General features: G+C 70.1%; 21 protein-coding genes, 1 tRNA gene, 1 other RNA gene and 1 pseudogene. 16 read left to right on the top strand and 8 right to left on the bottom strand.

Annotated features, from left to right (window positions below; genetic code table 11):
* Positions 1–13: 13 nt before the first annotated feature.
* On the top strand, positions 14–520 hold the full coding sequence (smpB, locus tag CFK39_RS02500; protein ID WP_089064134.1) for an SsrA-binding protein SmpB: 507 nt from the start codon (positions 14–16) through the stop codon (positions 518–520).
* Positions 521–570: 50 nt separating this feature from the next.
* Here the strand turns inward: smpB and CFK39_RS02495 are convergent, their stop codons facing one another.
* Positions 571–1143, bottom strand: a complete 573-nt coding sequence (locus CFK39_RS02495; RefSeq protein WP_157697031.1) for a hypothetical protein — start codon at positions 1141–1143, stop codon at positions 571–573.
* 211 nt (positions 1144–1354) lie between these two features.
* On the opposite strand from CFK39_RS02495, the gene ssrA reads away from it, so the two are divergent.
* From ssrA to CFK39_RS02470, 5 genes are all read left to right on the top strand, one after another.
* Positions 1355–1725: a transfer-messenger RNA gene (ssrA, locus tag CFK39_RS02490) on the top strand.
* A 236-nt stretch (positions 1726–1961) separates the two neighbouring features.
* A complete protein-coding gene (locus CFK39_RS02485; RefSeq protein ID WP_089064133.1) occupies positions 1962–2909 on the top strand; it encodes a phosphotransferase in 948 nt (315 codons plus the stop codon).
* Between the two features lie 135 nt (positions 2910–3044).
* Entirely contained in the window at positions 3045–6938 is a 3894-nt protein-coding gene (gene hrpA / locus CFK39_RS02480; protein WP_089064132.1) for an ATP-dependent RNA helicase HrpA, read from the top strand.
* Positions 6939–7281: 343 nt separating this feature from the next.
* On the top strand, positions 7282–7929 hold the full coding sequence (locus CFK39_RS02475; protein WP_089064131.1) for a hypothetical protein: 648 nt from the start codon (positions 7282–7284) through the stop codon (positions 7927–7929).
* 133 nt (positions 7930–8062) lie between these two features.
* Positions 8063–9520, top strand: coding sequence for an NAD-dependent malic enzyme (locus tag CFK39_RS02470; protein WP_089064130.1), 1458 nt, complete (start codon positions 8063–8065; stop codon positions 9518–9520).
* A 33-nt stretch (positions 9521–9553) separates the two neighbouring features.
* Here CFK39_RS02470 and CFK39_RS02465 read toward each other — a convergent pair whose 3' ends face one another.
* Positions 9554–10027, bottom strand: coding sequence for a VanZ family protein (locus CFK39_RS02465; protein ID WP_157697030.1), 474 nt, complete (start codon positions 10025–10027; stop codon positions 9554–9556).
* A 142-nt stretch (positions 10028–10169) separates the two neighbouring features.
* On the opposite strand from CFK39_RS02465, the gene CFK39_RS02460 reads away from it, so the two are divergent.
* Both CFK39_RS02460 and CFK39_RS02455 read left to right on the top strand, forming a co-directional pair.
* Positions 10170–10547, top strand: coding sequence for a DUF3039 domain-containing protein (locus CFK39_RS02460; RefSeq protein ID WP_089064129.1), 378 nt, complete (start codon positions 10170–10172; stop codon positions 10545–10547).
* 100 nt (positions 10548–10647) lie between these two features.
* A complete protein-coding gene (locus CFK39_RS02455) occupies positions 10648–12456 on the top strand; it encodes a DEAD/DEAH box helicase (RefSeq protein ID WP_245822844.1) in 1809 nt (602 codons plus the stop codon).
* Between the two features lie 53 nt (positions 12457–12509).
* On the opposite strand, the gene CFK39_RS02450 is transcribed toward CFK39_RS02455, so the two are convergent.
* Positions 12510–13889, bottom strand: a complete 1380-nt coding sequence (locus tag CFK39_RS02450) for a nicotinate phosphoribosyltransferase (RefSeq protein ID WP_157697029.1) — start codon at positions 13887–13889, stop codon at positions 12510–12512.
* Between the two features lie 109 nt (positions 13890–13998).
* Between CFK39_RS02450 and clpS the strand changes: the two genes are divergently transcribed.
* The 6 genes from clpS to rdgB all read left to right on the top strand — a co-directional run bounded on the left by clpS (position 13999) and on the right by rdgB (position 18151).
* Positions 13999–14322, top strand: coding sequence for an ATP-dependent Clp protease adapter ClpS (gene clpS, locus CFK39_RS02445; RefSeq protein ID WP_089064126.1), 324 nt, complete (start codon positions 13999–14001; stop codon positions 14320–14322).
* Positions 14322–14957, top strand: coding sequence for a DUF2017 family protein (locus CFK39_RS02440; RefSeq protein ID WP_089064125.1), 636 nt, complete (start codon positions 14322–14324; stop codon positions 14955–14957). The genes clpS and CFK39_RS02440 overlap by 1 nt, the downstream gene beginning before the upstream one ends.
* A 122-nt stretch (positions 14958–15079) precedes the next feature.
* Positions 15080–15892: a glutamate racemase gene (gene murI, locus CFK39_RS02435; RefSeq protein WP_089064124.1), complete on the top strand. Its 813-nt coding sequence runs from the start codon at positions 15080–15082 to the stop codon at positions 15890–15892.
* The gene (locus tag CFK39_RS02430) at positions 15889–16704 is read left to right on the top strand and encodes an MBL fold metallo-hydrolase (protein ID WP_089064123.1); all 816 of its coding nucleotides are present in this window, start codon (positions 15889–15891) and stop codon (positions 16702–16704) included. The genes murI and CFK39_RS02430 overlap by 4 nt, the downstream gene beginning before the upstream one ends.
* Before the next feature lie 44 nt (positions 16705–16748).
* Positions 16749–17507, top strand: coding sequence for a ribonuclease PH (gene rph / locus CFK39_RS02425; RefSeq protein WP_089064122.1), 759 nt, complete (start codon positions 16749–16751; stop codon positions 17505–17507).
* Positions 17504–18151, top strand: a complete 648-nt coding sequence (gene rdgB / locus CFK39_RS02420; protein WP_089064121.1) for an RdgB/HAM1 family non-canonical purine NTP pyrophosphatase — start codon at positions 17504–17506, stop codon at positions 18149–18151. The genes rph and rdgB overlap by 4 nt, the downstream gene beginning before the upstream one ends.
* 49 nt (positions 18152–18200) lie before the next feature.
* On the opposite strand, the gene CFK39_RS02415 is transcribed toward rdgB, so the two are convergent.
* The 5 genes and pseudogenes from CFK39_RS02415 to CFK39_RS02400 all read right to left on the bottom strand — a co-directional run bounded on the left by CFK39_RS02415 (position 18201) and on the right by CFK39_RS02400 (position 20886).
* Positions 18201–18743 (bottom strand): NUDIX hydrolase family protein, encoded by a 543-nt coding sequence (locus CFK39_RS02415; protein WP_089064120.1) that lies wholly within the window; start codon positions 18741–18743, stop codon positions 18201–18203.
* The gene (locus CFK39_RS17120; protein ID WP_275094127.1) at positions 18740–19135 is read right to left on the bottom strand and encodes a histidine phosphatase family protein; all 396 of its coding nucleotides are present in this window, start codon (positions 19133–19135) and stop codon (positions 18740–18742) included. The genes CFK39_RS02415 and CFK39_RS17120 overlap by 4 nt, the downstream gene beginning before the upstream one ends.
* 125 nt (positions 19136–19260) lie before the next feature.
* Positions 19261–19422 (bottom strand): annotated as a pseudogene (locus CFK39_RS17115) (histidine phosphatase family protein); the annotation flags it as partial.
* 260 nt (positions 19423–19682) lie between these two features.
* The gene (locus tag CFK39_RS02405; protein WP_089064119.1) at positions 19683–20312 is read right to left on the bottom strand and encodes a hypothetical protein; all 630 of its coding nucleotides are present in this window, start codon (positions 20310–20312) and stop codon (positions 19683–19685) included.
* A gap of 492 nt (positions 20313–20804) precedes the next feature.
* Positions 20805–20886, bottom strand: a tRNA-Leu gene (locus tag CFK39_RS02400).
* A gap of 81 nt (positions 20887–20967) precedes the next feature.
* On the opposite strand from CFK39_RS02400, the gene CFK39_RS02395 reads away from it, so the two are divergent.
* Both CFK39_RS02395 and CFK39_RS02390 read left to right on the top strand, forming a co-directional pair.
* Positions 20968–21723, top strand: coding sequence for an SDR family oxidoreductase (locus CFK39_RS02395; RefSeq protein WP_089064118.1), 756 nt, complete (start codon positions 20968–20970; stop codon positions 21721–21723).
* An 86-nt stretch (positions 21724–21809) separates the two neighbouring features.
* Positions 21810–22202, top strand: a complete 393-nt coding sequence (locus tag CFK39_RS02390) for a hypothetical protein (RefSeq protein ID WP_245822842.1) — start codon at positions 21810–21812, stop codon at positions 22200–22202.
* Positions 22203–22297 lie beyond the last annotated feature (95 nt).

Genomic DNA, 22297 nt, shown 5'->3' with positions numbered 1-22297 from the left:
CAGGAGGGAACCGATGTCGGCGAAGAAGACTGCGGCGAAGAAGGCCGCTGCGGACGAGGGACCCTCGAAGAAGCTCATCGCGTCCAACAAGCGAGCCCGGCACGATTACTACATCGACCAGACCTGGGAAGCCGGCATCGTCCTGTCCGGCACCGAGGTGAAGTCCCTGCGTGACCGCGGCGCCTCCCTGATCGACGGGTACTGCTACATCGAGGGCGGTGAGGTGTGGATGGACAACGCTCACATCGCGCCGTATGTGAAGGGCACCTGGACCAACCACGCCGCCCGGCGCAAGCGCAAGCTGCTGCTGCACAAGATCGAGATCGAGAAGCTCGCTAGCAAGTCCCGCGAGAAGGGGTACACCATCGTGCCGATGGAGATGTACTTCCTGGGATCGCACGCCAAGGTCGTCATCGGCCTGGGCCGCGGCAAGAAGGAATGGGACAAGCGTCAGACCCTGCGGGAGAAGCAGGACCTGCGCGAGGCGCAGCGCGCGATGCGCCGACGCGAGCTGGCCTGAGGGCACGGCCGAGTCGGCTGCGTGAGCCGGCCTGACAGCGCGACCGGTCCTCAGGCAGCGAGATCCTGCCGGGTGAGCCGGGCGAGCGTCTGTCGGCTCGAGGTGATCACGCCCTCGTCGGCCACCCCGAGCCGCTCCCGCATCAGCAGCGCCCGGCGCGCATCCTCCAGGGCGGCCTCCCAGCGGCGTGCCGCCGCCTCGCGCATACCGTCGCGGTGCTCCGCCTGGGCGTGCTCGAAGCGGCATTTCGCTCGATGCTGGAACACTGCGGCCAGCACCGACATCGACGAGGGGGAGGTGGGATCTTCCAGACCGGTCTCCTCCGCGGCCAGATCCAGCTGCTCCTCGGCGGCGAGGAACGCTCCCTGCCACTGCAGGACCTGGGCGTAACGGGTGCGACGCACCGCTCGCATCACGGGGGAGAGACCATCTGCGGCGAGGGACAGTCTGCCCGCGATCGCGGCGTCGTCGAGCCGCCCGAGCATCCGCAGGTAGGAGACTGTGCGCGGATCCTGGGGATGCTGCGCGCACCAGGACGCCAGGGCCGCAGGATCCGAGACCTGCTCACGCAATGTCTCGTCGTCGATGGTGACCTGGATGCCTGCGGCCTCGAAACTGCTCACGGTGCCATCCTCGCCCCTTCGCGGTACCCGGTCCAGGGGCCGGCGCTTCGCCGTGAGCTGACGGATATTCGCTTCAGATCGTCGGCGGGGCGAGGTAGACTCGAGGCACGACGCACGGTCAGAGCCGGCGTCGGTGGGTGTTTGACAACTGAAGAGTGAGTGCATTGACAGTCCTGCCGGACTGTCGAGAGTTTTCTGCATACCCACGCAAGGGGCCGATCGGTTTCGACGGTAGTTGTCCAGCAAGGGGAAGCGGGCCGAGAAGCCAGAGTCATCTCGTAAACGTTCTCTGGAAACCAATAAGTGCCGAACCTAAGCGCACTGACTTCGCTCTCGCTGCCTGATCAGCGTTAGCAGTCTGGAACCCCGGGAGTGCTCCTGACCCGGATCGTTCCATCATCTAAGGAGCCACTGCTGCCGACCCTCGTCATCGGGGAAGGATGAACACCTCAGAGTGACTGAGTCCGTCGACGACGCGTTCGCACGAGCGTCGGGACTGAGAAAACGTTATCGCGAACTGCGCCCGGAGAAGTCCTTGCTCCGCACTATCGGACGCGGGTTCGATTCCCGCCGGCTCCACCGATGCACTCACCACAGAAAGCCCCCTCACCTGCGCTGACGCGCGGGGAGGGGGCTTTTTGCGTTGTCGACAGATGGTGCGGGGACGACGAGCGCCACGAGCACCTGACCGGGACTGCCGGACCTCGGCGAGCCGTCGGGCCCGAAGGCTGCGGCCCGGACGTCGTGGGGCGGTGGAGGCACGCGCGAGGAGGGGCTCAGGATTGCCGAGCTGACCCCGACCCCCGTACGGTGGCTGGATGACCGGCATGCCGAGTGTCGCCCCGTCCCTGCCCCCTGCTGACCTTCCCGTCGACCTACGACGCATCGAACTGCTGTGCGCGCGGCTCCGCCCCGAGGAGGGCGTCGAGCTCGAGCACATCGTCTGGAAGATCGCCAAGCATCCCCGTGCCGAGGGCTGGGACAACCTGCTGTGGCCGGTCGGCGCGCTGCGGGGTCGAGAGCTCGTGCTCCGGGTCGCGCGGCGCGGGATCTCCCGGGCACTGCTCGGGCGTGAGGTGACCGTGCTGCGGCGGCTCCGCGGGCTGGGCACGCTTCTGCCGATGGAGCTGCCGACGGTGCTCGCGATGGCTGAGGACGCGGTGCTGGTGGAGTGGATCGACGGCACCACCGCCGATGAGACGGAGGCCGCCACGCGCGTCGAGGTCGCCGGGGATCTCGCCCGGATGCTCGCCACGATCCATTCCGGGCCCGCTCCGGAAGTGGGCCGCAACCCGGTGCGCGGAGTCCCGCTGGCCACCAGGTGCGAGGCCTTCAGCCGAGATCTGGAGCGGGCGGACCTCCCTCCCGCTCGGCAGGGGCGGGCGGAGGCGCGCTGGCTGGCAGGCCTGGCCGCGGCACCCTGGCAGGGCCGCGAGCTGCTGTTGCATGGGGATCCGCATCCCGGCAACGTCGTGGTCCCGTTCCTCGGTGCCCCCGGACCGGCCACATTGATCGACTGGGGTGATACCACCCGTGGTGATCCGGCCAGTGACCTGGGAGGGATGCTGCTCCACCATCCCACGGACGCGCTGCTGGCAACATATCGGGAGTGGGCGGCCTGGACCGGGATCGATGATGACGAGATCTGGGAGGCGCTCGTGGACCGCTCCTGGGCCTGGGCGACACGAATGGCGCTCGCCCTGGTCGGCTCCTACCCGGGCAGCGACGGGCTGGGAGCGGTCGGGCATCGTCTGCTGAGCAGCTGAGACCCCGTCCGGGCTACGGCGATGCCCGAGGCCCGGGGCTCACCGCCCAGAATCGTCCTCGGCGGCATCGAACAGTTCCTCGGCCGGAAATTCTCTGCGACCCCGGAGACTCTCTCCACGTAGAGTGGGGCCGCCATGACCACGCCTTCCTCGACGCCCGACCCGACCACCCCCGAGCTCCCCGGCCCGCGCATCACCTACCCAGGGGACCTCCCCGTCTCCCAGCGCCGCGAGGACATCCAGGCTGCCCTGCGCGAGCACCAGGTGGTGGTCATCGCCGGTGCCACGGGCTCCGGCAAGACCACGCAGATCCCCAAGATGCTGCTCGAACTCGGCTACGGCCGGCGCGGGAAGCTGATCGGCCATACCCAGCCGCGCCGGATCGCCGCCCGTTCGGTCGCCCAGCGCATCGCGAGCGAGCTCGGCGAGAAGCTGGGGGAGGGGATCGTCGGGTTTCAGGTCCGCTTCACCCGCGAGACCGGTCGCGGCACCCGGCTGAAGCTCATGACCGACGGCATCCTGCTGGCGGAGATCGGCCGCGACCGCCTGCTGACCCGCTACGACGCGATCATCATCGACGAGGCGCACGAGCGCTCGCTGAACATCGACGTGATCATGGGGTACCTGCGCCAGATCCTGCCCCAGCGACCGGATCTGAAGATCGTCATCACCTCGGCGACCATCGATCCCGAGCGCTTCGCCGAGCATTTCGGCCGCGACCTCCCCTCGGGTGAGCGGGAGCCCGCGCCGATCATCGAGGTCTCCGGCCGCACCTATCCCGTCGAGATCCGCTACCGTCCGCTGGTGCTGGAACCGGAGGTCGACGAGGACGACGAGCTCGAGGACATCCATTCCGTCGAGCGCGACCTCACCCAGGCCATCACCGACGCCGTCGACGAGCTCGCGGCCGAGGGCCCCGGCGACATGCTTGTGTTCCTGCCCGGCGAGCGGGAGATCCGGGAGATCTCCGAGGCCCTGACCACTCATCTGGGTCGGGGCACCAAGTGCCGCTCCGCCCTGCCGGTCGAGGTGCTGCCGCTGTTCGGTCGCCTCTCCGCCCAGGATCAGCAGAAGATCTTCTCCCCGCCGAAGGCCGGCACCTATCGCCGCATCATCCTGTCCACCAACGTCGCCGAGACCTCGCTGACCGTCCCCGGCATCACCTACGTGATCGACTCCGGACTGGCCCGCATCTCCCGCTACTCCCAGCGCACCAAGGTCCAGCGCCTGCCCATCGAGCCCATCTCCCAGGCCAGTGCGAATCAGCGTTCCGGTCGCTCCGGCCGGACCGCCCCCGGCATCGCGATCCGGTTGTTCTCCGAGGAGGACTTCGAGGGCCGCCCGGAGTTCACCGAACCGGAGATCCTGCGCACCGCGCTCGCCTCCGTGGTGCTGCTGATGACCTCGCTGGGGCTCGGCGACGTGGAGTCCTTCCCCTTCGTCGAGCCGCCCGCCAGCCGTGCGATCACCGATGGCGTGCGCCTGCTGGACGAGCTCGGGGCGATCGAGGACGCCCCCCGCGAACCCGGCGGTCGCCGACTCACCCGCGTCGGCCGCACCCTCGCCCGCTTCCCGCTGGACCCGCGGATGGCGCGCATGCTCATCGAGGCCCACCGCCTGGGCGCCCTGCGCGAGGTGCTGATCATCGTCGCCGCGATGTCGATCCAGGACCCCCGCGAGAGGCCGCTCGGTCAGGAGCAGCAGGCCAAGGAGAAGCACAAGCGCTTCGAGGACGAGACCAGCGACTTCCTCGCTTACCTGAACCTGTGGAACCACCTCCAGTCCCGACGCAAGGCGCTGTCCAATTCAGCCTTCCGCCGCGAGGTGCGCTCTGAGCACCTCCACTACCTGCGGATCCGGGAATGGTGGGACCTGCACTCGCAGCTGCGGGACATGGCCAAGGACGTGGACCTCTCCCTGGGCGACACCGACGCCTCCCCACAGGCGATCCACCAGGCGCTGCTGGCCGGGCTGCTCTCCCATGTCGGCCTCCAGGACGACCGCAGCCGGGAGTATGCCGGGGCCCGCGGCGCCCGCTTTGCCCTATGGCCGGGCTCGGCGCTGGCGAAGAAGCGCCCCGATTACGTGATGGTCGCCGAACTGGTGGAGACCTCCCGGCTGTGGGGCCGCACCGCCGCCCGGATCGATCCGACCTGGGCGGAGGAGGCCGGCTCCCACGTCGTCAAACGCTCCCACTCCGCCCCGCACTGGTCCTCGAAGCAGGCCTCCGCGATGGCGCATCAGAAGGTCTCCCTGTACGGGGTGCCGATCGTCGCCGACCGCGTCGTCGGCTACGGGCGCATCGACCCCGAGGCCGCTCGAGAGATCTTCATCCAGCACGCCCTGATCGAGGGGGACTGGCGCACCCGTCACCACTTCTTCCGCGACAACCAGGCGCTGATCAAGGAGCTCGAGGAGCTCGAGGCCAAGACCCGTCGCCGTGACCTGCTGATCTCGGACGAGCAGCTGTTCCGTTTCTACGACGAACGGATCCCCGTCTCCGTCGTCTCCGGCCGCCATTTCGACACCTGGTGGAAGACGCAGCGCCACGAGACCCCGGAGCTGCTCACCCTCACCGAGCAGGATCTGCTGGCCGCCGAGGAGGGAGTCGCCGAGACGATCGCCGCCGAGTTCCCGGATACCTGGGTGCAGGGGGACATCACCTTGCCGCTGAGCTATTCCTTCGGCGCGGTGGGGGCGAAGGGCACCGACGGGGTCACCGCCACGGTCCCGCTCGCGGTGCTCAACCGACTGCAGCCGCGCGGCTTCGACTGGCTCGTCCCCGGCATGCGCGAGGAGCTGGTCACCGAGCTGATCCGCTCCCTGCCCAAGCCCATCCGCCGCCATCTGGTGCCTGCCCCGGAGCGGGCCAAGGCGGTGGCCGCGACGCTGCATGACGATGACCCCGACGCCGGGGAGGTCTTCCTCGAAGCGGTCGCCGACGAGCTGGTCGCCCTGCCGGGCGTGCCGGAGGACCTGCCGCTGTACGGTCCCGAGTTCGACACCGCGAAGCTGCCCGCGCACCTGCGGATGCATTTCCGGGTGGTCGATGACAAGGGGCGGGAGATCGGCGGGGGTGATGACCTGGAGCAGCTCAAGGCCCGGCTGAAGAAGCGGGTGGACGCCTCGGTCTCCACCCGCGCTGATTCCCTCGCCCGCACCGACCTGCCCGGGTTCCCCGCGCAGGGGGTGCCGGCGGTGCACGAGTCCACCGTCGGGGGGCTGAAGGTCACCGGCTATCCGGCCCTGGTCGCGCGCCGCGGCGAGGACGGCCGGCTTCAGCAGGTGGACCTGGCGGTGCTCGCAACCGCCGACGAGCAGGCGCTCGCGCACCGCGAGGGCGTCATCTCCCTGCTGGACCGGGATCTCGGCGCCGATCTGGGCACGGTGCTGAACGCCCTGCCGAACCCCACGAAGCTCGCCGTCGCAGGCTCGGACTACGCCTCCACCGCAGCGCTGCTCGCGGACGCCTCGCGGGCGGCGACCGTGCACCTGGCCGGCACCGCCGAGGTGCGCACCGCGGCGGAGTACGAGGCATTGCTGGAGCAGGTGCGCAGCGGGCACGACGCCCTCGCCGCCCAAGCGGTGAAGGATGCTGCGGCGGCGCTCGCCACCTCCGCGAAACTCCACAAGGAGCTCTCCCGGTCACCGTCGCTCTCGGTGCTGTCCCATCTCACGCAGATCCGTGAGCACGCGGCCTCCCTGCTGGGGGACGGGTTCATCTCCCGCACCGGCATCACCCACCTCCCGGACCTGCGCCGCTATCTCGAGGCCGACGCGATCCGCCTGGACAAGCTTCCCGCCAACCCGCGCCGCGACGAACAGCTCGCCTGGCAGATCGGGGACCTCACCCAGCACTGGGCCACGCAGCGGGCGAAGCTCTCCGCCCGGCGCCGGGCCGAGCCGGACGTGCGCGAGATCGACTGGCTCCTGGAAGAGTTCCGGGTGAGCCTGTTCGCCCAGACCCTGGGCACCAGGCAGACGGTCTCGGACAAGCGCATCCGCTCGGCGATCGCCGCGCTCGCTTAGAGGCGTCCGCACGCTCAGCCGTGGCGCACGGCACGAACGCGGTGTTCGCGAGGTCACCCGACAGAACTTTTACCTGCGCCCGCCGTGTGCGGCGACCCACGCGGTGACGAGGCGGGCCACCGGGCCCGCCGCAGAGCAGGGACCGGCGACGATGCGCAGATCGGGGAACGCGCCGGACGGGCATGGTCCGGTCATGACCGGGCCAAGGACGGGATCGAGCGGATCCGCTCACCGCCGACGCCGTGATCTGCGCCCTTCCTGCGTCGTGATCGGTTCGTTACCTTGGCACGGCCCGGAGCGACCGGGCAGCGCCCACCGCCCCGGAACCGAAGGAACCTGCCTCATGGCACCTGCCGCCCCCGCCCGCCTCCGCTCCCCGTTCTCCCGTCGCCACCTGCTGACCACCGGAGTCCTCGGCCTCGCCGCCGCGGCCGCGCTCGGCACCGTCGCACCCGCCTCCGCCGCCGTGCTCGACAGCGGAGATCTCGATACCGGCGAGAGCGCGCAGTGGACCGAGGAGTTCCTGACCCGGCCCGAGACGCGTGAGGGCTTCGTGGCGGATGCGATGGACGACTGGCAGCTGGCCAACGCGAAGTTCATCATCGCCGTGGTCAAGGGACACGAGCTGGGTGAAGAGGTCGCAGTCATCGCTCTGATCACTGCGATCGTCGAGGCGTGGCTGTACAACTACGAGCCCGCCGTGGATGCGGACTCCGGCGGCCTGTTCCAGCAGCGCCCCTCGATGGGATGGGGCAGCTACGACGAGGTGCGGAACAAGAAGCTCGCGCTCGACGCCTTCCTCGGCCTCGGTGAGCACTCCCAGGCCCCGGGCCTGCTGCAGGTGGCCCCCGATGTCGCCTCCTGGGAGCCCGGCGCGGCCGCGCAGAGCGTGCAGGCCTCCGCACATCCCGAGCGCTACGCGGAGCAGGTCGGTGCGGCGCGCGAGATCTGGGACCGCTTCGCGGCAGACGTCGAGCCGTTCACCGCCTGAGCGCGCGGACGCAGCAGGTGAGGCGCGACGCGCCCCTCCCTTCCCCGTCCGGCGCCGTCGGCGGCTGGGACCCGCGCCCCCGGCTGCCGCGTCCTGACCCCGCGGGAGCGCAGTCCTCGTTAAGCTGTGGAGCATGTCACCGATGCCAACCGTGAGCTACTCCATCACGATCCGACTTGAGTTCGCCGCCCGCTCTGCCGCCGTCAGCGACATCACCTCCCGTATCGAGGGTCGTGATGCCACGGTCACCGCACTGGACGTCTCCGCCTCCGGTCCTGAGCGGATGCGGGCGGACATCACCGTCCTGACCGCCGGCCACGACCATGCCATGGAGGTCGTGGACGAGCTGCGCGGGATCGAGGGCGTCGAGCTCGGCAGGGTCTCGGACCGCACCTTCCTCGCGCACCTGGGAGGCAAGCTCACCGTCGAGTCGAAGCTCCCGATCCGTCACCGCGACGACCTCTCGATGATCTACACCCCCGGCGTCGCCCGGGTGGTCAAGGCGATCGCAGAGAACCCCGAGGACGCCCGCCGTCTGACCATCAAGCGCAACACGGTCGCGGTGGTCACCGACGGTTCCGCGATCCTGGGACTGGGTGATCTCGGCCCGCTCGCTGCGATGCCGGTGATGGAGGGCAAGGCGGCGCTGTTCAAGCGCTTCGCGAACATCGACGCCTTCCCGATCTGCCTGGACGCCCACTCGGTCGACGACATCGTCGCGCATGTCAAGGCGATCGCCCCGGTCTTCGCCGGCATCAACCTGGAGGACATCTCCGCTCCGCGCTGCTTCGAGATCGAGGACCGGCTGCGCGCCGAGCTCGATATCCCGGTCTTCCACGACGACCAGCACGGCACCGCGATCGTGGTCGTCGCCGCGCTCCGGAACGCTCTGCGCGTGGTCGAGAAGGACATCGACTCCGCCCGCATCGTGCTGTCCGGGGCGGGGGCCGCCGGCACCGCGATCCTGCGCCTGCTGCGCGCCGCCGGCGCCCGCGATGTGGTCGTCACCGATATCGACGGCATCGTCCACGAGAACCGCGAACAGCTCGAGGGCCGCCTGCCCTGGATCGCGGAGGTGACCAACCCGCGCCAGCTCACCGGCACCCTGGCCGACGCCGTCGACGGCGCCGACGTGTTCATCGGGGTCAGCGCCGGCAACATCCTCTCCGCCGCAGATGTCGCCACCATGGCGGACCGGTCCGTCGTCTTCGCGATGGCCAATCCGACCCCGGAGATCGATCCCGCCGAGGCGGTCAAGCACGCTGAGGTGGTCGCCACCGGGCGCAGCGATTTCGCGAACCAGATCAACAACGTGCTCGCCTTCCCCGGCGTGTTCCGAGGACTGCTGGATGCCCACGCCACCCGGGTCAGCGACCGGATGCTGCTGGCGGCGGCGAAGGCGCTCGCCGACGTGGTCTCCGCAGACGAGCTGAACCCCACCTACATCGTCCCCAGCGTTTTCCACGAGGGCGTGACCAAGGCTGTCGCGAGCGCGGTCGAGAAGGTCGCCCGCGAGGAGGCCGGGACGGTCGACACCATCACCGGCGCCATGACCGCCGTCTACGCCGACGAGATCACTCTGGAAGGCTGAGCGACGTGCTGCGAGCTCGCGAGCGGTAGGAGCTCAGCGGTGCCCGTCCGTGGCCGGCTCGGCCTCCGGCTCCAGCTGGTCGAGCCCGACGGTGCCTCGCTGCAGCCGGTCCCCGATCCACAGGCCGGTCCCGAGCGCGATGCCGATCACGTCGAACAGGATGTCCATCCCGTCGCCGCTGCGTTGGGGGAGCGCCACCAGCTGCACCAGCTCGATGAACGGGGCGTGCACCAGCGCGACCACGACGATCCAGCCCATCGGGAACCGCTTCCGCGGGGCGAGCAGCCGCCCGGCGGCGAACACGGTCAGGGCGAACACCAGCAGATGCACGGCCTTGTCCAGCCCCGGCAGGCCCGTTCCCGGGACGCCGCCCGGCAGTGAGGGCAGGTAGAAGCCGAGGTTCAGCAGCAGGGCGAGCGCGAGCAGGCCCGCCCTCCACACGAGGGAGCCGCCCACCCGGCCGATCTCATCGGGCAGGCGGCGGAGGAAGTCGACGACAGCGTCCATAGGGAGGATTGTCCCAGCGGCAGAGCGCACGGGCCGGGAGGCGTGGCCGACGGGACGGGGGCCCTGTGGAGGATCGCTCCTTGGGGGCAGGCGAGCGGGCCGGTAAACTCACCATGACACGTCACCGAACCAGGGAGCAGTCATGTCCTCCACGTCCGATCCATCCCGGGTGGACCCCTACAGCGACGATCCGGGCGCCGGCCCCGGCAGCACCGCGGTGCTGGACCGGCAGCTGCAGGAGCAGGAGCAGAAGACCGACGACGGCGACCACGACCGGTTCGCCCACTACGTGCGCAAGGACAAGGTCACCCAGGCCGCACTCGGCGGCACCCCGGTGATCGCGCTGTGCGGCAAGGTATGGGTGCCCGGGCGCGACCCCGAGAAGTATCCGGTCTGCCCGGAGTGCAAGGAGATCTACGAGGGCTTCCGCGAGCCGAATGACGGCGGGGACGGCTCGAACGGCTCCGGCGGCTCGGGCAAGGGCGGCGGCTTCCGCGGCTTCTTCGGCGGACGCCGCTGAGCCCTCGCCGCGCGCCGGAGGCACCTCCGGCGCGCGGCGACTTCCTCACATCGGTCGTGTCGGCGGAACGTCAGCCGTCGGCGGTACGGTGGTTCTCGCTGTGAACACGACCCCCTCACTCTTCTCCACGAGCGATCCCCGCCAGCCCTCCGAGGCCGCGGCGCGATCGCTGCCCGTCGCGTACCCCGAACGGGCCGCGTGGGGCACCGTCCCCAAGCTCCGTGCCTGGCAGGCCGAGGCTCTCGAGCTCTACCGCGAGCAGGCCCCCAAGGATTTCCTGGCCGTGGCGACGCCGGGCGCCGGCAAGACCACCTTCGCGCTGCAGATCGCGGCGGCGCTGCTCGCCGAGGGCACCGTCCGCCGCATCACCGTGGTGGCGCCGACGGAGCACCTGAAGACCCAATGGGCGGACGCCGCCGCCCGGGTGGGCATCTCCCTGGACCCGAACTTCTCCAACGCGCAGGGTGCGCACGGCTCCCACTTCCAGGGCGTCGCGGTCACCTACGCACAGATCGGGATGCATCCCGCACTGCACCGCGCCCGCACCGAGGCCGACCGCACCCTGGTGATCCTCGACGAGATCCACCACGCGGGCGACGCCCGCACCTGGGGCGACGGAGTGCGCGACGCCTTCGACCCGGCCACACGGCGCCTGGCACTGACCGGCACGCCGTTCCGCTCGGACGACTCGCAGATCCCCTTCGTCACCTATGAGCAGGACGGCGAGGGCTTCCTGCGCTCGAAGGCGGACTTCACCTACGGCTACGGCGAGGCCCTGCGCGATCACGTGGTGCGCCCGGTGCTGTTCATGACCTACTCGGGGCGCATGCACTGGCGCACCAAGAACGGGGACGAGGTCTCCGCGCAGCTCGGCGCACTGGAGACCAAGGACATCACCCAGCAGGCCTGGCGCACCGCGCTGGACCCGCAGGGGGAGTGGATCCAATCCGTCCTCTCGGCCGCCGATCGCCGTCTCAGCGAGGTGCGGCGCCACGTCCCCGATGCCGGCGGCCTGGTCATCGCCACCGATCAGAAGGCCGCCCGCTCGTACGCTGAGACCCTCCAGGACATCACCGGGCAGGCACCCACCGTGGTCCTCTCCGATGATGTCGGTGCCGGCAAGCGGATCGAGGCGTTCTCGGACTCCGATGCCCGGTGGATGGTCGCGGTGCGCATGGTCTCCGAGGGCGTGGACGTACCGCGGCTGGCCGTGGGCGTCTACGCCACCTCCACCTCGACCCCGATGTTCTTCGCCCAGGCCGTCGGCCGCTTCGTGCGCTCCCGGACCCGCGGCGAGACCGCGAGCGTCTTCCTGCCCACGGTCCCGATCCTGATGGGTCACGCCGCGGAGATGGAGGCGGAGCGCGACCATGTGCTGGACCGTCGGCCGAAGTCGGGGGACGAGGAGACCGGGCTGGACGAGAGCCTGATCGAGCAGGCGAACCGCCCCGAGCAGACCTCCGACCAGCTGGAGATGAGCTTCGAGGCGCTGGAGTCAGAGGCATCCTTCGATCGGGTGCTCTTCGATGGCGGCGAATATGGTGCCGGCGGCACGATCGGCTCCGAGGACGAGCAGGAATTCCTCGGCATCCCGGGGCTGCTGGACGCCGATCAGATGCGCACCGTGCTCCAGCAGCAGCAAGCGCAGCAGCAGGCCCGGCGGCAGAAGAACCAGAGCGCGAACCCGCCCGTCACGCCCGGCGTCGTCGACCACCGGCAGCTGATGGACCTGCGCAAGGAGCTCAGCACCCTCGTCTCCGCCTGGGCTAAGAAGTCCGGCGCTCCGCATGGCTCGGTGCACAACACCTTGCGCAGCCGCAGCGGCGGGCCCGCCGTCGCCCAGGCCAGCGCCGAGCAGATCCAGGAGCGGATCGGGATCGTGCGCGGCTGGTTCGTCGGCCGCCGCTGATCCCGGCGGCAGGCCTGCCTTCACGCGCGGCGTGGCGTGCGTGGCCCCGGCGATCAGCCCAGCAGGCGCGCCGCCTCGGCTCCGTCGGTGATGGTGGGGATGGCGACCGGGCCGTCGGGACCCTCATCGGGTGACAGACCCAGCTCTTCCACAGACGCGGCATGCTGCGCGCGGGCGGCCTCGACCCGCGCCGGAGCGCGCAGGTCCTCGACGACCTCGCCGCCGACGATCAGCGGCTGCTGCAGCGAACGCAGCGAGGTGCGAGTCCAATCGGGATTCGACTGCCCGGAGGTCAGCTCCGCGGTCAGCTCCCGCTCGAACTCGGCGACCTCCGCCTCCCCGGGCAGCACCAGCTCGGCGTGGGCGTGCTCGCCCACCCGCATGCGATAGGCGGCCTTGCCCGCACCGAGGGTGGCCTTGTCGGCGGAGCGCTTGCCGACCGGGTGCATCTGCCCGTCCGCCCCTTCGCGCTCGACGAGCTTGTAGACGAACCCGGGGGCGGGGTGCCCACCGCCGGTGACCAGGCGGGTGCCGATCCCGTAGCCGTCCAGCGGGACGTCCTGCAGCTCCTCGAGGCGGTACTCGTCCAGATCCCCGGTCGCGGTGATCCGGGTGCCCCTCGCGCCGAGGGAGTCCAGCAGGTCCCGTACCCGCCCCGCCTGGGCGCCGAGATCCCCGGAATCCAGGCGCACCGCCCCCAGCCCGGGGCCCGCCAGCTCGACCGCCCTGCGCACCGCCGACTCGACGTCGTAGGTGTCCACCAGCACCGTCGTGCCGCTGCCCTGGGAGGCCAACTGGGCTCGGAACGCCTCTTCCTCGGTGTCGAACAGCAGGGTGAAGGCGTGAGCGGCCGTGCCCGCGACCGGGACCCGGTAATGCGCTCCGGCCGCGAGGTTCGAGGTGGAGGCGAAACCGACGATGTACGCGGCGCGGGCCGCAGCGATCGCGCCGTCCTCGTGGACCCGCCGCCCGCCCATCTCGATGCAGGGCCGGCCGCGCGCGGCGGTGATCATCCGGGATCCGGCGGAGGCGATGCCGCTGTCGTGGTTCAGGATCGACAGCACCACCGTCTCCAGCAGCACGGCGTTCTCGAAGGTCCCCTCGATCCGTAGCACCGGGGAGTTCGGGAAGTACAGCTCGCCCTCCGCATAGCCGTGCACATCGCCGGTGAAGCGGTACTCCGCCAGATGCTCGAGGGTCTCCTGCTTCAGCAGTCCGGCCCTGCGCAGGTAGCGCAGGTCGGCGTCGTCGAAGCGGAAGTCCGCGATCGCGTCCAGCACGCGGCCGGTGCCCGCAAGCGCGCCGTAGCGGCGCCCCTCGGGCAGGGAACGGGTGAACACCTCGAAGACGCAGCGCCGCGATGCTGTGCCGGCCTCACGGGCGGCCTCCAGCATCGTCAGCTCGTAGAGGTCGGTGAGCAGGGCAGAAGTCACGGTGTCCACCGTAATGCGTGCAGGGGCGGCAAGGGAACGGGCGCGCCCCGTAGACTCATCACCGCCGCATCCCGATCCTGGGGACGCGGCTGGACTCAGGAGGATGTGCATGCCGGTGGAGCTGTCGCGGGCCGACCCGGGAACGGAGTCGCTCACCGACCCCGCCGGCAGTGCGCAGGCGACGTTGGAGAGCGACGGTCCCTGGTGCACCGTCGTCTGGAACGACCCGGTGAACCTCATGAGCTACGTCGAGTTCGTGTTCCGCCGCTACTTCGGCTATTCGCACCTGCGGGCCGAGCAGCTGATGATGCAGGTCCACGAGGAGGGCCGCGCGATCGTCTCGCGCGGATCCCGCGAACGGGCGGAGTCCGACGTGCAGGCGATGCACTCCTTCGGGCTGCAGGCCACGCTCGAGAGTGCAGGGGAGAGCTGATGGCCCACGCATTCCGGCGTCGCGCGGATGGCACCCTGGCCTGCCGTCTCGACGGCGAGGAGAAGGCGATCATCGCCCAGGTCGCACAGGAGACGGCGGATCTGATCCGTGCCGATCTGGGGATCGATGCCGACGGGGACGTGCTGCGCCGCGCCGCGCTGAGCGAGGACCCGCTGCGCCGTCTGGAGGCCGAGTTCGCGGGGCGCGACGCCCGCATGCCCGCGGATTCTGCCGTCCGGCGCCTGTTCCCCGCGGCCTCGGAGGACCCGGATCTCGCCACCGAGTACCGGCGCCTGGCTCAGCAGGACCTCGCGGACGGCAAGCTCGCCGATCTCGGCCTCGTGATGCGTATCCTGGACCGCACCGGCGGCGGCCACGGCGAGGTCGTGATCGACGACATCGAGTCGATGGCGATGCTGCGAGCGCTGAACGACGTCCGGATCGTGCTGGCCGACCGGCTGGGGCTTGAGCGCGACGGCGACTTCGACACCGTGCGGATGCTCCAACAGATCGGGGAGCAGGTCGAGGACGCGGAGCCCGTGGGTGATGACGAGCACGTCGGTTCAGACATCGTGATCGCCGTCTACGAGCTGCTCTCCTGGCTGCAGGAGAGCCTGCTGAGAGCACTGGACTAGGCCCCGGCCTGCAGCGTCGGCAGCGTTCGCGCCCGCTGCTCAGATGTGACCGAACTGTGAAACGGCACGCAGTGAGCGTGCCATCACTGCAGTGGACGGCTGTCGAGATTAGCCTTGTCCAGATGAACAGCGCGCCGATCGGGATCTTCGACTCCGGGGTGGGCGGCCTCACGGTCGCCCGCGCCGTCCTCGACCAGCTGCCTCAGGAGGAGCTGGTCTACATCGGCGACACCGCGCACGGTCCCTACGGGCCGCGCCCCATCGCCGAAGTGCGATCCCTGGCGCTGAAGATCATGGACGAGCTGGTCGAGCACGGGGTGAAGATGCTCGTCATCGCCTGCAACACCGCCTCGGCGGCCGTGCTGCGCGACGCCCGTGAACGCTATGAGGTCCCCGTGGTCGAGGTGATCCAGCCGGCGGTGCGCCGGGCCGTCGCCGCCACCCGCAATCGGCGGGTCGGCGTGATCGCGACCCAGGGCACCGTCACCTCCCGCGCCTACGAGGACGCCTTCGCCGCCGCCCCCGAGCTGGCGCTCACCACTCAGGCCTGTCCCCGCTTCGTCGAATTCGTCGAGAACGGCGTGGTCAGCGGTCGGGACGTGGTCGAGGCGGCGAAGGAGTACCTGGCACCGGTGGCAGCGGACGGGGTGGACACGCTGGTGCTGGGCTGCACCCACTATCCGATGCTCGCCGGCCCCATCAGCTACGTCATGGGCCCGGACGTCACCCTGGTCTCCTCCGCGGAGGAGACCGCACTGGACGTGTACGGGCAGCTGCAGGCCACCGAGCAGCTGCGGGAGTCCTCACGCCCACCCCAGCACGTCTTCGCCCAGACGGCGGTCGGCGCCGGCAGCGAGAACTTCGCTCGCCTCTCCCGCCGCTTCCTGGGACCGACCTTCGACATGACCAGCACCCTGCCGGTGGTGTCGGCATGAGAGTCCACGTCATCGGCTGCAGCGGCAGCTTCGCCGGCCCCACCGGTGCGGCCTCCAGCTATCTCATCGAGCACGAAGACGCGGATGGACGCCTCTGGCGCGTGCTGATGGATCTCGGCTCCGGCGCCTTCGGCCCGCTGCAGCAGGTGATCGATCCCGCCGATCTGGATGCGGTGATCATCTCCCATCTCCACCCCGACCATTACCTCGACCTCACCGGCCTCGAGGTGTTCTGGGCCTACCATTCCCGCACCGATCTGGGGAAGCTGCCGATACACGCCCCGGCCCCGCTGCCCGATCGGATCTCGGGGGTGCTGGGCCGTGCCGGACATGTCCCCGACGGGGTGAAGACCGCGCCTTTCGACTACCACGTGCTGGCCGACGGCCTTCGGTTCACGATCGGGCCGCTGGAGATCGCGACCCACGCCGTGCTGCATCCGGTCGAGGCCTACGGCTTCCGGATCACCGCGGAGGGAGTCAGCTTCGCCTACTCCGGCGACACCGACTCCTGCCAGGCCCTGGACGAGCTCGCGGCCGGTGCCGACCTGTTCCTGTGCGAGGCGGGATATATCGAAGGACGCGACGACCACTTCACCGGAGTGCATCTCACCGGTCGCCGGGCGGGGGAGGTCGCCGCCCGTGCGGGAGTCGGTCGGCTCGCCCTGACCCATATCCCGGCCTGGACCGATCCCGCGATCCCGCTCGCCGAAGCGCGTGAGGTGCACACCGGGCCGATCACGATGGTCCGGCCGATGGATATCCTCGACGTGTCACGATCACCCGATCGGCATGCTGCCAGGAACGCGCAGTAGGAGATCGGGCCGAGAACGTCAGGACCGACCGAGGAAGGAGCTCCATGAGCTCTTCGACCCATACCCCCACCGGCGACCGCATCGATGGCCGCACCCCCGACCAACTGCGCGAGGTGCGCATCATCCGCGGCTGGCTCGATCAGGCCGAGGGCAGTGCACTGATCGAGTTCGGCCGCACCCGCGTGCTGTGCGCGGCCTCCTTCACGGCGGGGGTGCCGCGCTGGAAGCAGGGCACCGGCTCCGGCTGGGTCACCGCGGAGTACGCGATGCTCCCGCGCGCCACCAACACCCGCTCCCCGCGCGAATCGGTCAAGGGGAAGATCGGCGGGCGCACCCACGAGATCTCCCGACTGATCGGTCGCTCGCTGCGTGCGGTCATCGACCTCGACGCGCTGGGCGAGAACACGATCCAGCTCGACTGCGACGTGCTGCAGGCCGACGGCGGCACCCGCACCGCCGCGATCACGGGCGCCTACGTGGCGCTCGCCGACGCGATCAGCTGGGGCAAGCAGCACACCTCGCTGCCAGCCGCCTCGCAGGTGCTCACCGACTCGGTGAGCGCCATCAGCGTCGGCATCCTCGAGGGCCGGCCGCTGCTGGACCTCGAGTACCGCGAGGACGTCCAGGCCCAGACCGATATGAACGTCGTGGTCACCGGCTCCGGCTCCTTCGTCGAGGTGCAGGGCACCGCAGAGGGCGCCCCCTTCGATCGCACCGAGCTGGGGGCCCTGCTGGACCTGGCCACCGGCGGCTGCGCGGAGCTCGCGCAGATCCAGCGCGACGTCCTCGCCGAGCAGCGATGAGCGCGGCCCAGGCGGCGGTGCCGGCCGGGGCGACGGTGATCCTGGCCTCGCACAATGCCAAGAAGCTGGCCGAGCTGCGCCGGATCCTCACTGCGGCGGTGCCCGGCCTGGCGCCTGAGCAGATCATCTCCTCGGCCGGGATCGCCCTGCCCGATGTGGTCGAGGACGCCGTCACCTTCGAGGGCAATGCGCTGCTGAAGGCACGGTCGGCCGCGGCGGCCACCGGGCTGCTCGCCGTCGCCGATGACTCCGGCCTCTCCGTCGACGTGCTGGGCGGTGCTCCCGGGATCTTCTCCGCACGATGGAGCGGCAGGCACGGCGACGATGAGGCGAACAACGATCTGCTGCTGGCCCAGCTCGGCGACGTGCCGGATGCCCACCGCACCGCGCGCTTCGTGTGCGCGGCGGCGCTGGTCGCTCCCGACGGCGCCGAGACGGTGGAGCGCGGAGAGATGGTGGGGGTGCTGCTGCGGGAGCGCCACGGCACCGGTGGCTTCGGCTACGACCCGCTGTTCCAGCCCGAGGGGGAGAGCTGCTCTGCGGCGGAGCTCAGCCCCGCGCAGAAGGACGCGATCTCCCATCGCGGCACGGCGTTCCGGGCACTCGCCGGGCACGTGGCGCAGCTGCTGGGCGCCGCGGGCTGACCACCTCGCAGCCGCCGGGGCCGCCGCGAGCAGCGGCCCCGGCGGCTGCTCAGACGGCGCCGACGTGGGCGAGGGCCCGGCGGACCAGCAGGTCCCGGCCGCCCTCCATCTCGGTCAGCGGTGAGGACTCCGCCAGCAGCTCGTCGATGCCGAACCAGGTCAGCTCCAGCGCATCCTCCTGCGGGGCCGTCTCCCCGTCGATCGGCACCACGTAGGCCAGCGAGATCGCATGCTGGCGCGGATCGTGGAACGGGGAGACGGCCGGAGTGGGGAAGTACTCGGCGACGGTGAAGGGCACCGGGGAGACCGGGATCCGCGGCATCGCCATCGGCCCCAGGTCCTTGTCGATGTGCCGGGCGATCGCTTCGCGGATCGACTCGTGGATCAGCACCCTGCCGGAGACGATCGCGCGCACGATCCGCCCGGCGCCGGAGGCGCGCAGCAGCAGGCCGACCTCCTCCACGGAGCCGTCCACGTCGGTGCGCACCGGGACGATGTCCACGTAGGGGATCGGCAGGCGCCGACGCAGTTCGGTCACCTGCTCGGGCTCGAACCACGAGCCCTCGGAGTCCACGGCGGTGCGGCTGTTCATCGGGCGCCCTCCTCGGCGTCGGCGGATGCGGACCCCTGCGTGCTGCGCAGATCCAACGGCGTCAGCGCCCCCTTCTCCACGAAGAAGCGGGGGTTCTGGTCACGGGAGTCCATCGTGACCCGATTCTGCACCTCCTGTCCGGCGATCATCGACACGGACCAGGTGGTGCCCTCGAGCTCGACCAGCGACAGGGTCGCGTTCGGGATCGAGGGCAGCGGCTGCTCCATGATCCCGGACAGCAGGAAACGGATCAGCGTGCCGTGCGCGACCACCAGGACCTTCTGGCCGCGATAGCGCTGCTCGAGAGCCTCCAGCCCATCGAATCCTCGATCGGCGACCTGCTGGGTGTCCTCGACGCCGGGGAAGTCGCGCTCGGGGTACAGCCGCTCCATCTCGGCAGCGGGGCGCCCCTCGGCCTCACCCCAGTCGATCTCCCGCAGGCGGTCCTCCGTCCCCCGAACGGGATGCCGTGGTCCTTGCCGATGATGCGTGCGGTCTGCTCCGCCCGCTGCAGCGGTGAGGAGACCACCACGTCCCAGTCCACGACCGGCAGACCGGCGAAGGCGCCGTGCGCCTGGGCGATGCCGGTCTCGTTCAAGGGGATGTCCGAGGAGCCCTGGAAGAGGTTCCGCAGGTTGAAGTCCGTCTGTCCGTGACGGACCAGTCCGAACAAGGTCATGGAGCGTCTCCTGGTCGCAGGGATGATGCGGGTCCCGACCGGGAGAGAACTGCATCCTCGTTCTCGGCCGTGGGGGCGGTGGTCCCTCGTGGACCCGCCCCCGGTGAGGACTCGGCTGGCGTCAGTGTATCTGCGCCCCGCACCGAGGTTCACCGCTCGGGTGCCGGTCTGCGATCCGAACGGCACCCTGCGCCGGGGCGCGCCCGTCGCCGAGCCGATCGGGCTGCTGCCGCTCGATCAGCGGCCTGAGGAGGGGCGGGTCATCGACGCTGCAACAGGTAGAGGTACCCGCCGCCCACCGGGTTCTCCCACACCATCGTGTCGGCCTCCCACGCCAGCACGGTATATCCGTACTCTCCGCCGCCCCACTCGATCCTCGTGTCGTTCAGGACGACATCCGTGGCATTCTCCTTGTTCTCCGTGGCGCCGGGCACGTCCTGGCAATAGAGCATGCGATCCGGTGCGGGGAAGACGAATCTGTGATCGTTGGTCACCTCCTCGAAACCTGACCCCTCATCGGTGTGAGTGTGCTGCCACGCTCCGACCAGCACTTCGGTGAGCTCGCCATCCTGGGCGTCCGTAGGTTCGGCGGCACCGGAGATTTTCGGAGAATCCCAATCGCAGGTCTCTTCCTGCGAGTGCTCGTCGGCCGCCTCGGCAGGTGGTTCCTCCTCCGGTTCCGGGGTCGCCTCGTTCGCCTCCTGCGCTGAGCCGGCCGGCGTGGAGCCCGCCTCGTCGAGCTGCGGCGCGCCCTCCGAGGCGCAAGCGGCCAGCACGCACGCGGCAGCGGCGGCCAGTGCGATCGCAGTGACGTGCCGTCTGCTTCCCTGCGAGATGACTGTGCGAACCATTCTGAACCCCTTATTCCGCCGGATCGACTCGAATTTCATTCGATCATATCCTGAGCAATTCCGAGAAGGGCCGGATCTTATTGATGCTCCTCGACTCCGACGGTCTGCGCAGAGGAGGGTGGGATGCGGGGCAGGCCGGGTCAGTCGCGCCCGGTGGGCCGGACGGCATCGTGGGGGCGGGGCAGGGGATGGCCCGGCCCAGGCATGTCTCCGGTGGCAGGGCACCGTCGGCGGCGCTGCGGCGGAAGTCCTCACCCATGGATCCGCCGCGCTCCGGAGAATGCTGCGCCGCCATCGAACAAATTCTCCTCTTCATGCGGGTGAAGAATTCCGACAATGCTGAAACCACAGAAAAAACGCTCGAGCCGCGGTCTGCGCCAGGCTGTGCCGGAGCGGTGTGCTCACGGAGATCTGCGCCTCGTCATCGACGGGCGAGATATGCCGCCACCGCACCTCCGTCGAGGCCCCGACCGGTCCCGCCACCGCCTGAGATCCATGTCTCCGCCCCGGGCGACGGCGCGGCTCGTCTCGTGCGCGAGAAGGGACTCGAACCCTCACGCCCTCGGGCACTGGAACCTAAATCCAGCGCGTCTGCCAATTCCGCCACTCGCGCGCCCCACCAGGGTAATGGCCCGGCAGGCATGCTCCGGTAGGCTCGGAGGGTCTTCCAGATCTCAATCCCCAAGGAGCATCCATGAGCGCCCTCGCAGGCAAGACCGCTGTCGTCACCGGTTCGTCCCGAGGAGTCGGCGCCGCCACCGCGAAGCTGCTCGCCGCCGAGGGCGCGAACGTCGTGATCAACTATCGCCAGAAGGCGCCGCGGGCGAACAAGGTGGTCGCGGAGATCGAGGCCGCCGGAGGCAGAGCCGTCGCCGTCGGCGCAGATCTGACCAGCACTGAAGGCGTCAGCACGCTCATGCAGACCGCGGTCGACACCTTCGGCTCCCTGGATCTGCTGGTCCTGAACGCCTCCGGCGGCATGGAGGCCGACCTCGGCGAGGACTACGCGATGCGCCTGAACCGCGACGCCCAGGTCGATGCCCTCTCCGCCGGTCTCGAGCACCTCTCCACGGGCGGCCGCGTGGTCTTCGTGACCAGCCACCAGGCGCACTTCATCGACGAGGTCGAGACCATGCCGGAGTACGAGCAGGTCGCGAGGTCGAAGCGGGCCGGCGAGACCGCGCTGACGCAGCGGCTGGGGGAGATGTCGGACAAGGGCGTCTCCTTCGTGGTCGTCTCCGGCGACATGATCGAGGGCACCGTCACCGCGACCCTGCTCAACCGTGCCCGTCCCGGTGCCCTCGAGGCCCGCCGGGAGGCCGCCGGCAAGCTCTACTCCGCCGAGGAGTTCGCCGCGGAGGTCGCTGCGATGGCCGCGGCCGATGTCGAGACCGGCCACATCGAGCTGGTCGGCGGGGCCGAGGACTTCCGCGCCCGCACCGCGAACTGACCCGCACCCGGCGCAACGGGGCCTCGCACCCCGCTGACCGCGATACGATCTGCAACAGCAAGCCCTGACGACCCCCGGAGGCAGTGGTGGCCACAAAGAAGAGCCTGGACGACATGCGCAGCGAGGCCTATCGCCGACAGGACAACCTCGCATCGGACATCGACGAGCTGATCGACCGCGTTCATCCCGTGAACGCGGTGACGCGCTGGAAGAACGAGCTCGTCGGAGCGGTGAAGGGTTTTTCCGCGGCCGGTGACGAGAAGACCCCTGCGACGCTCCCGGTGGCGATCGCAGGCGGCGTCGTCGGCGTGGTCCTGATCGGTGCGGGCATCGCCGCGGCGATGGCCCTGTCCGGAGGGGACGAGAAGTCCGTGAAGAGCGCGAAGAAGTCGGTGAAGGACGCGAACAAGGCCGCGGCCGAGAAGGCCGCGGCGGTGAAGCACCGGGCGAAGGAGAAGGCCCGCACCGCGAAGGACTGACCTCCGCAGGCGCTCCGCCCCGGTCGCGCTCCTCGGCGCCGGCCACGCGTGTGGCCGGCGCCGAGTGCTGTGCCGGCACTCCCGCAGAGCCGCAG

Origin of the sequence: Brachybacterium avium (assembly GCF_002216795.1) — a bacterium.
In the GTDB taxonomy this organism is placed as follows: domain Bacteria; phylum Actinomycetota; class Actinomycetes; order Actinomycetales; family Dermabacteraceae; genus Brachybacterium; species Brachybacterium avium.
The sequence above is the reverse complement of the archived record's forward strand: the minus strand, read 5'-3'. Positions and strand labels throughout refer to the sequence as shown.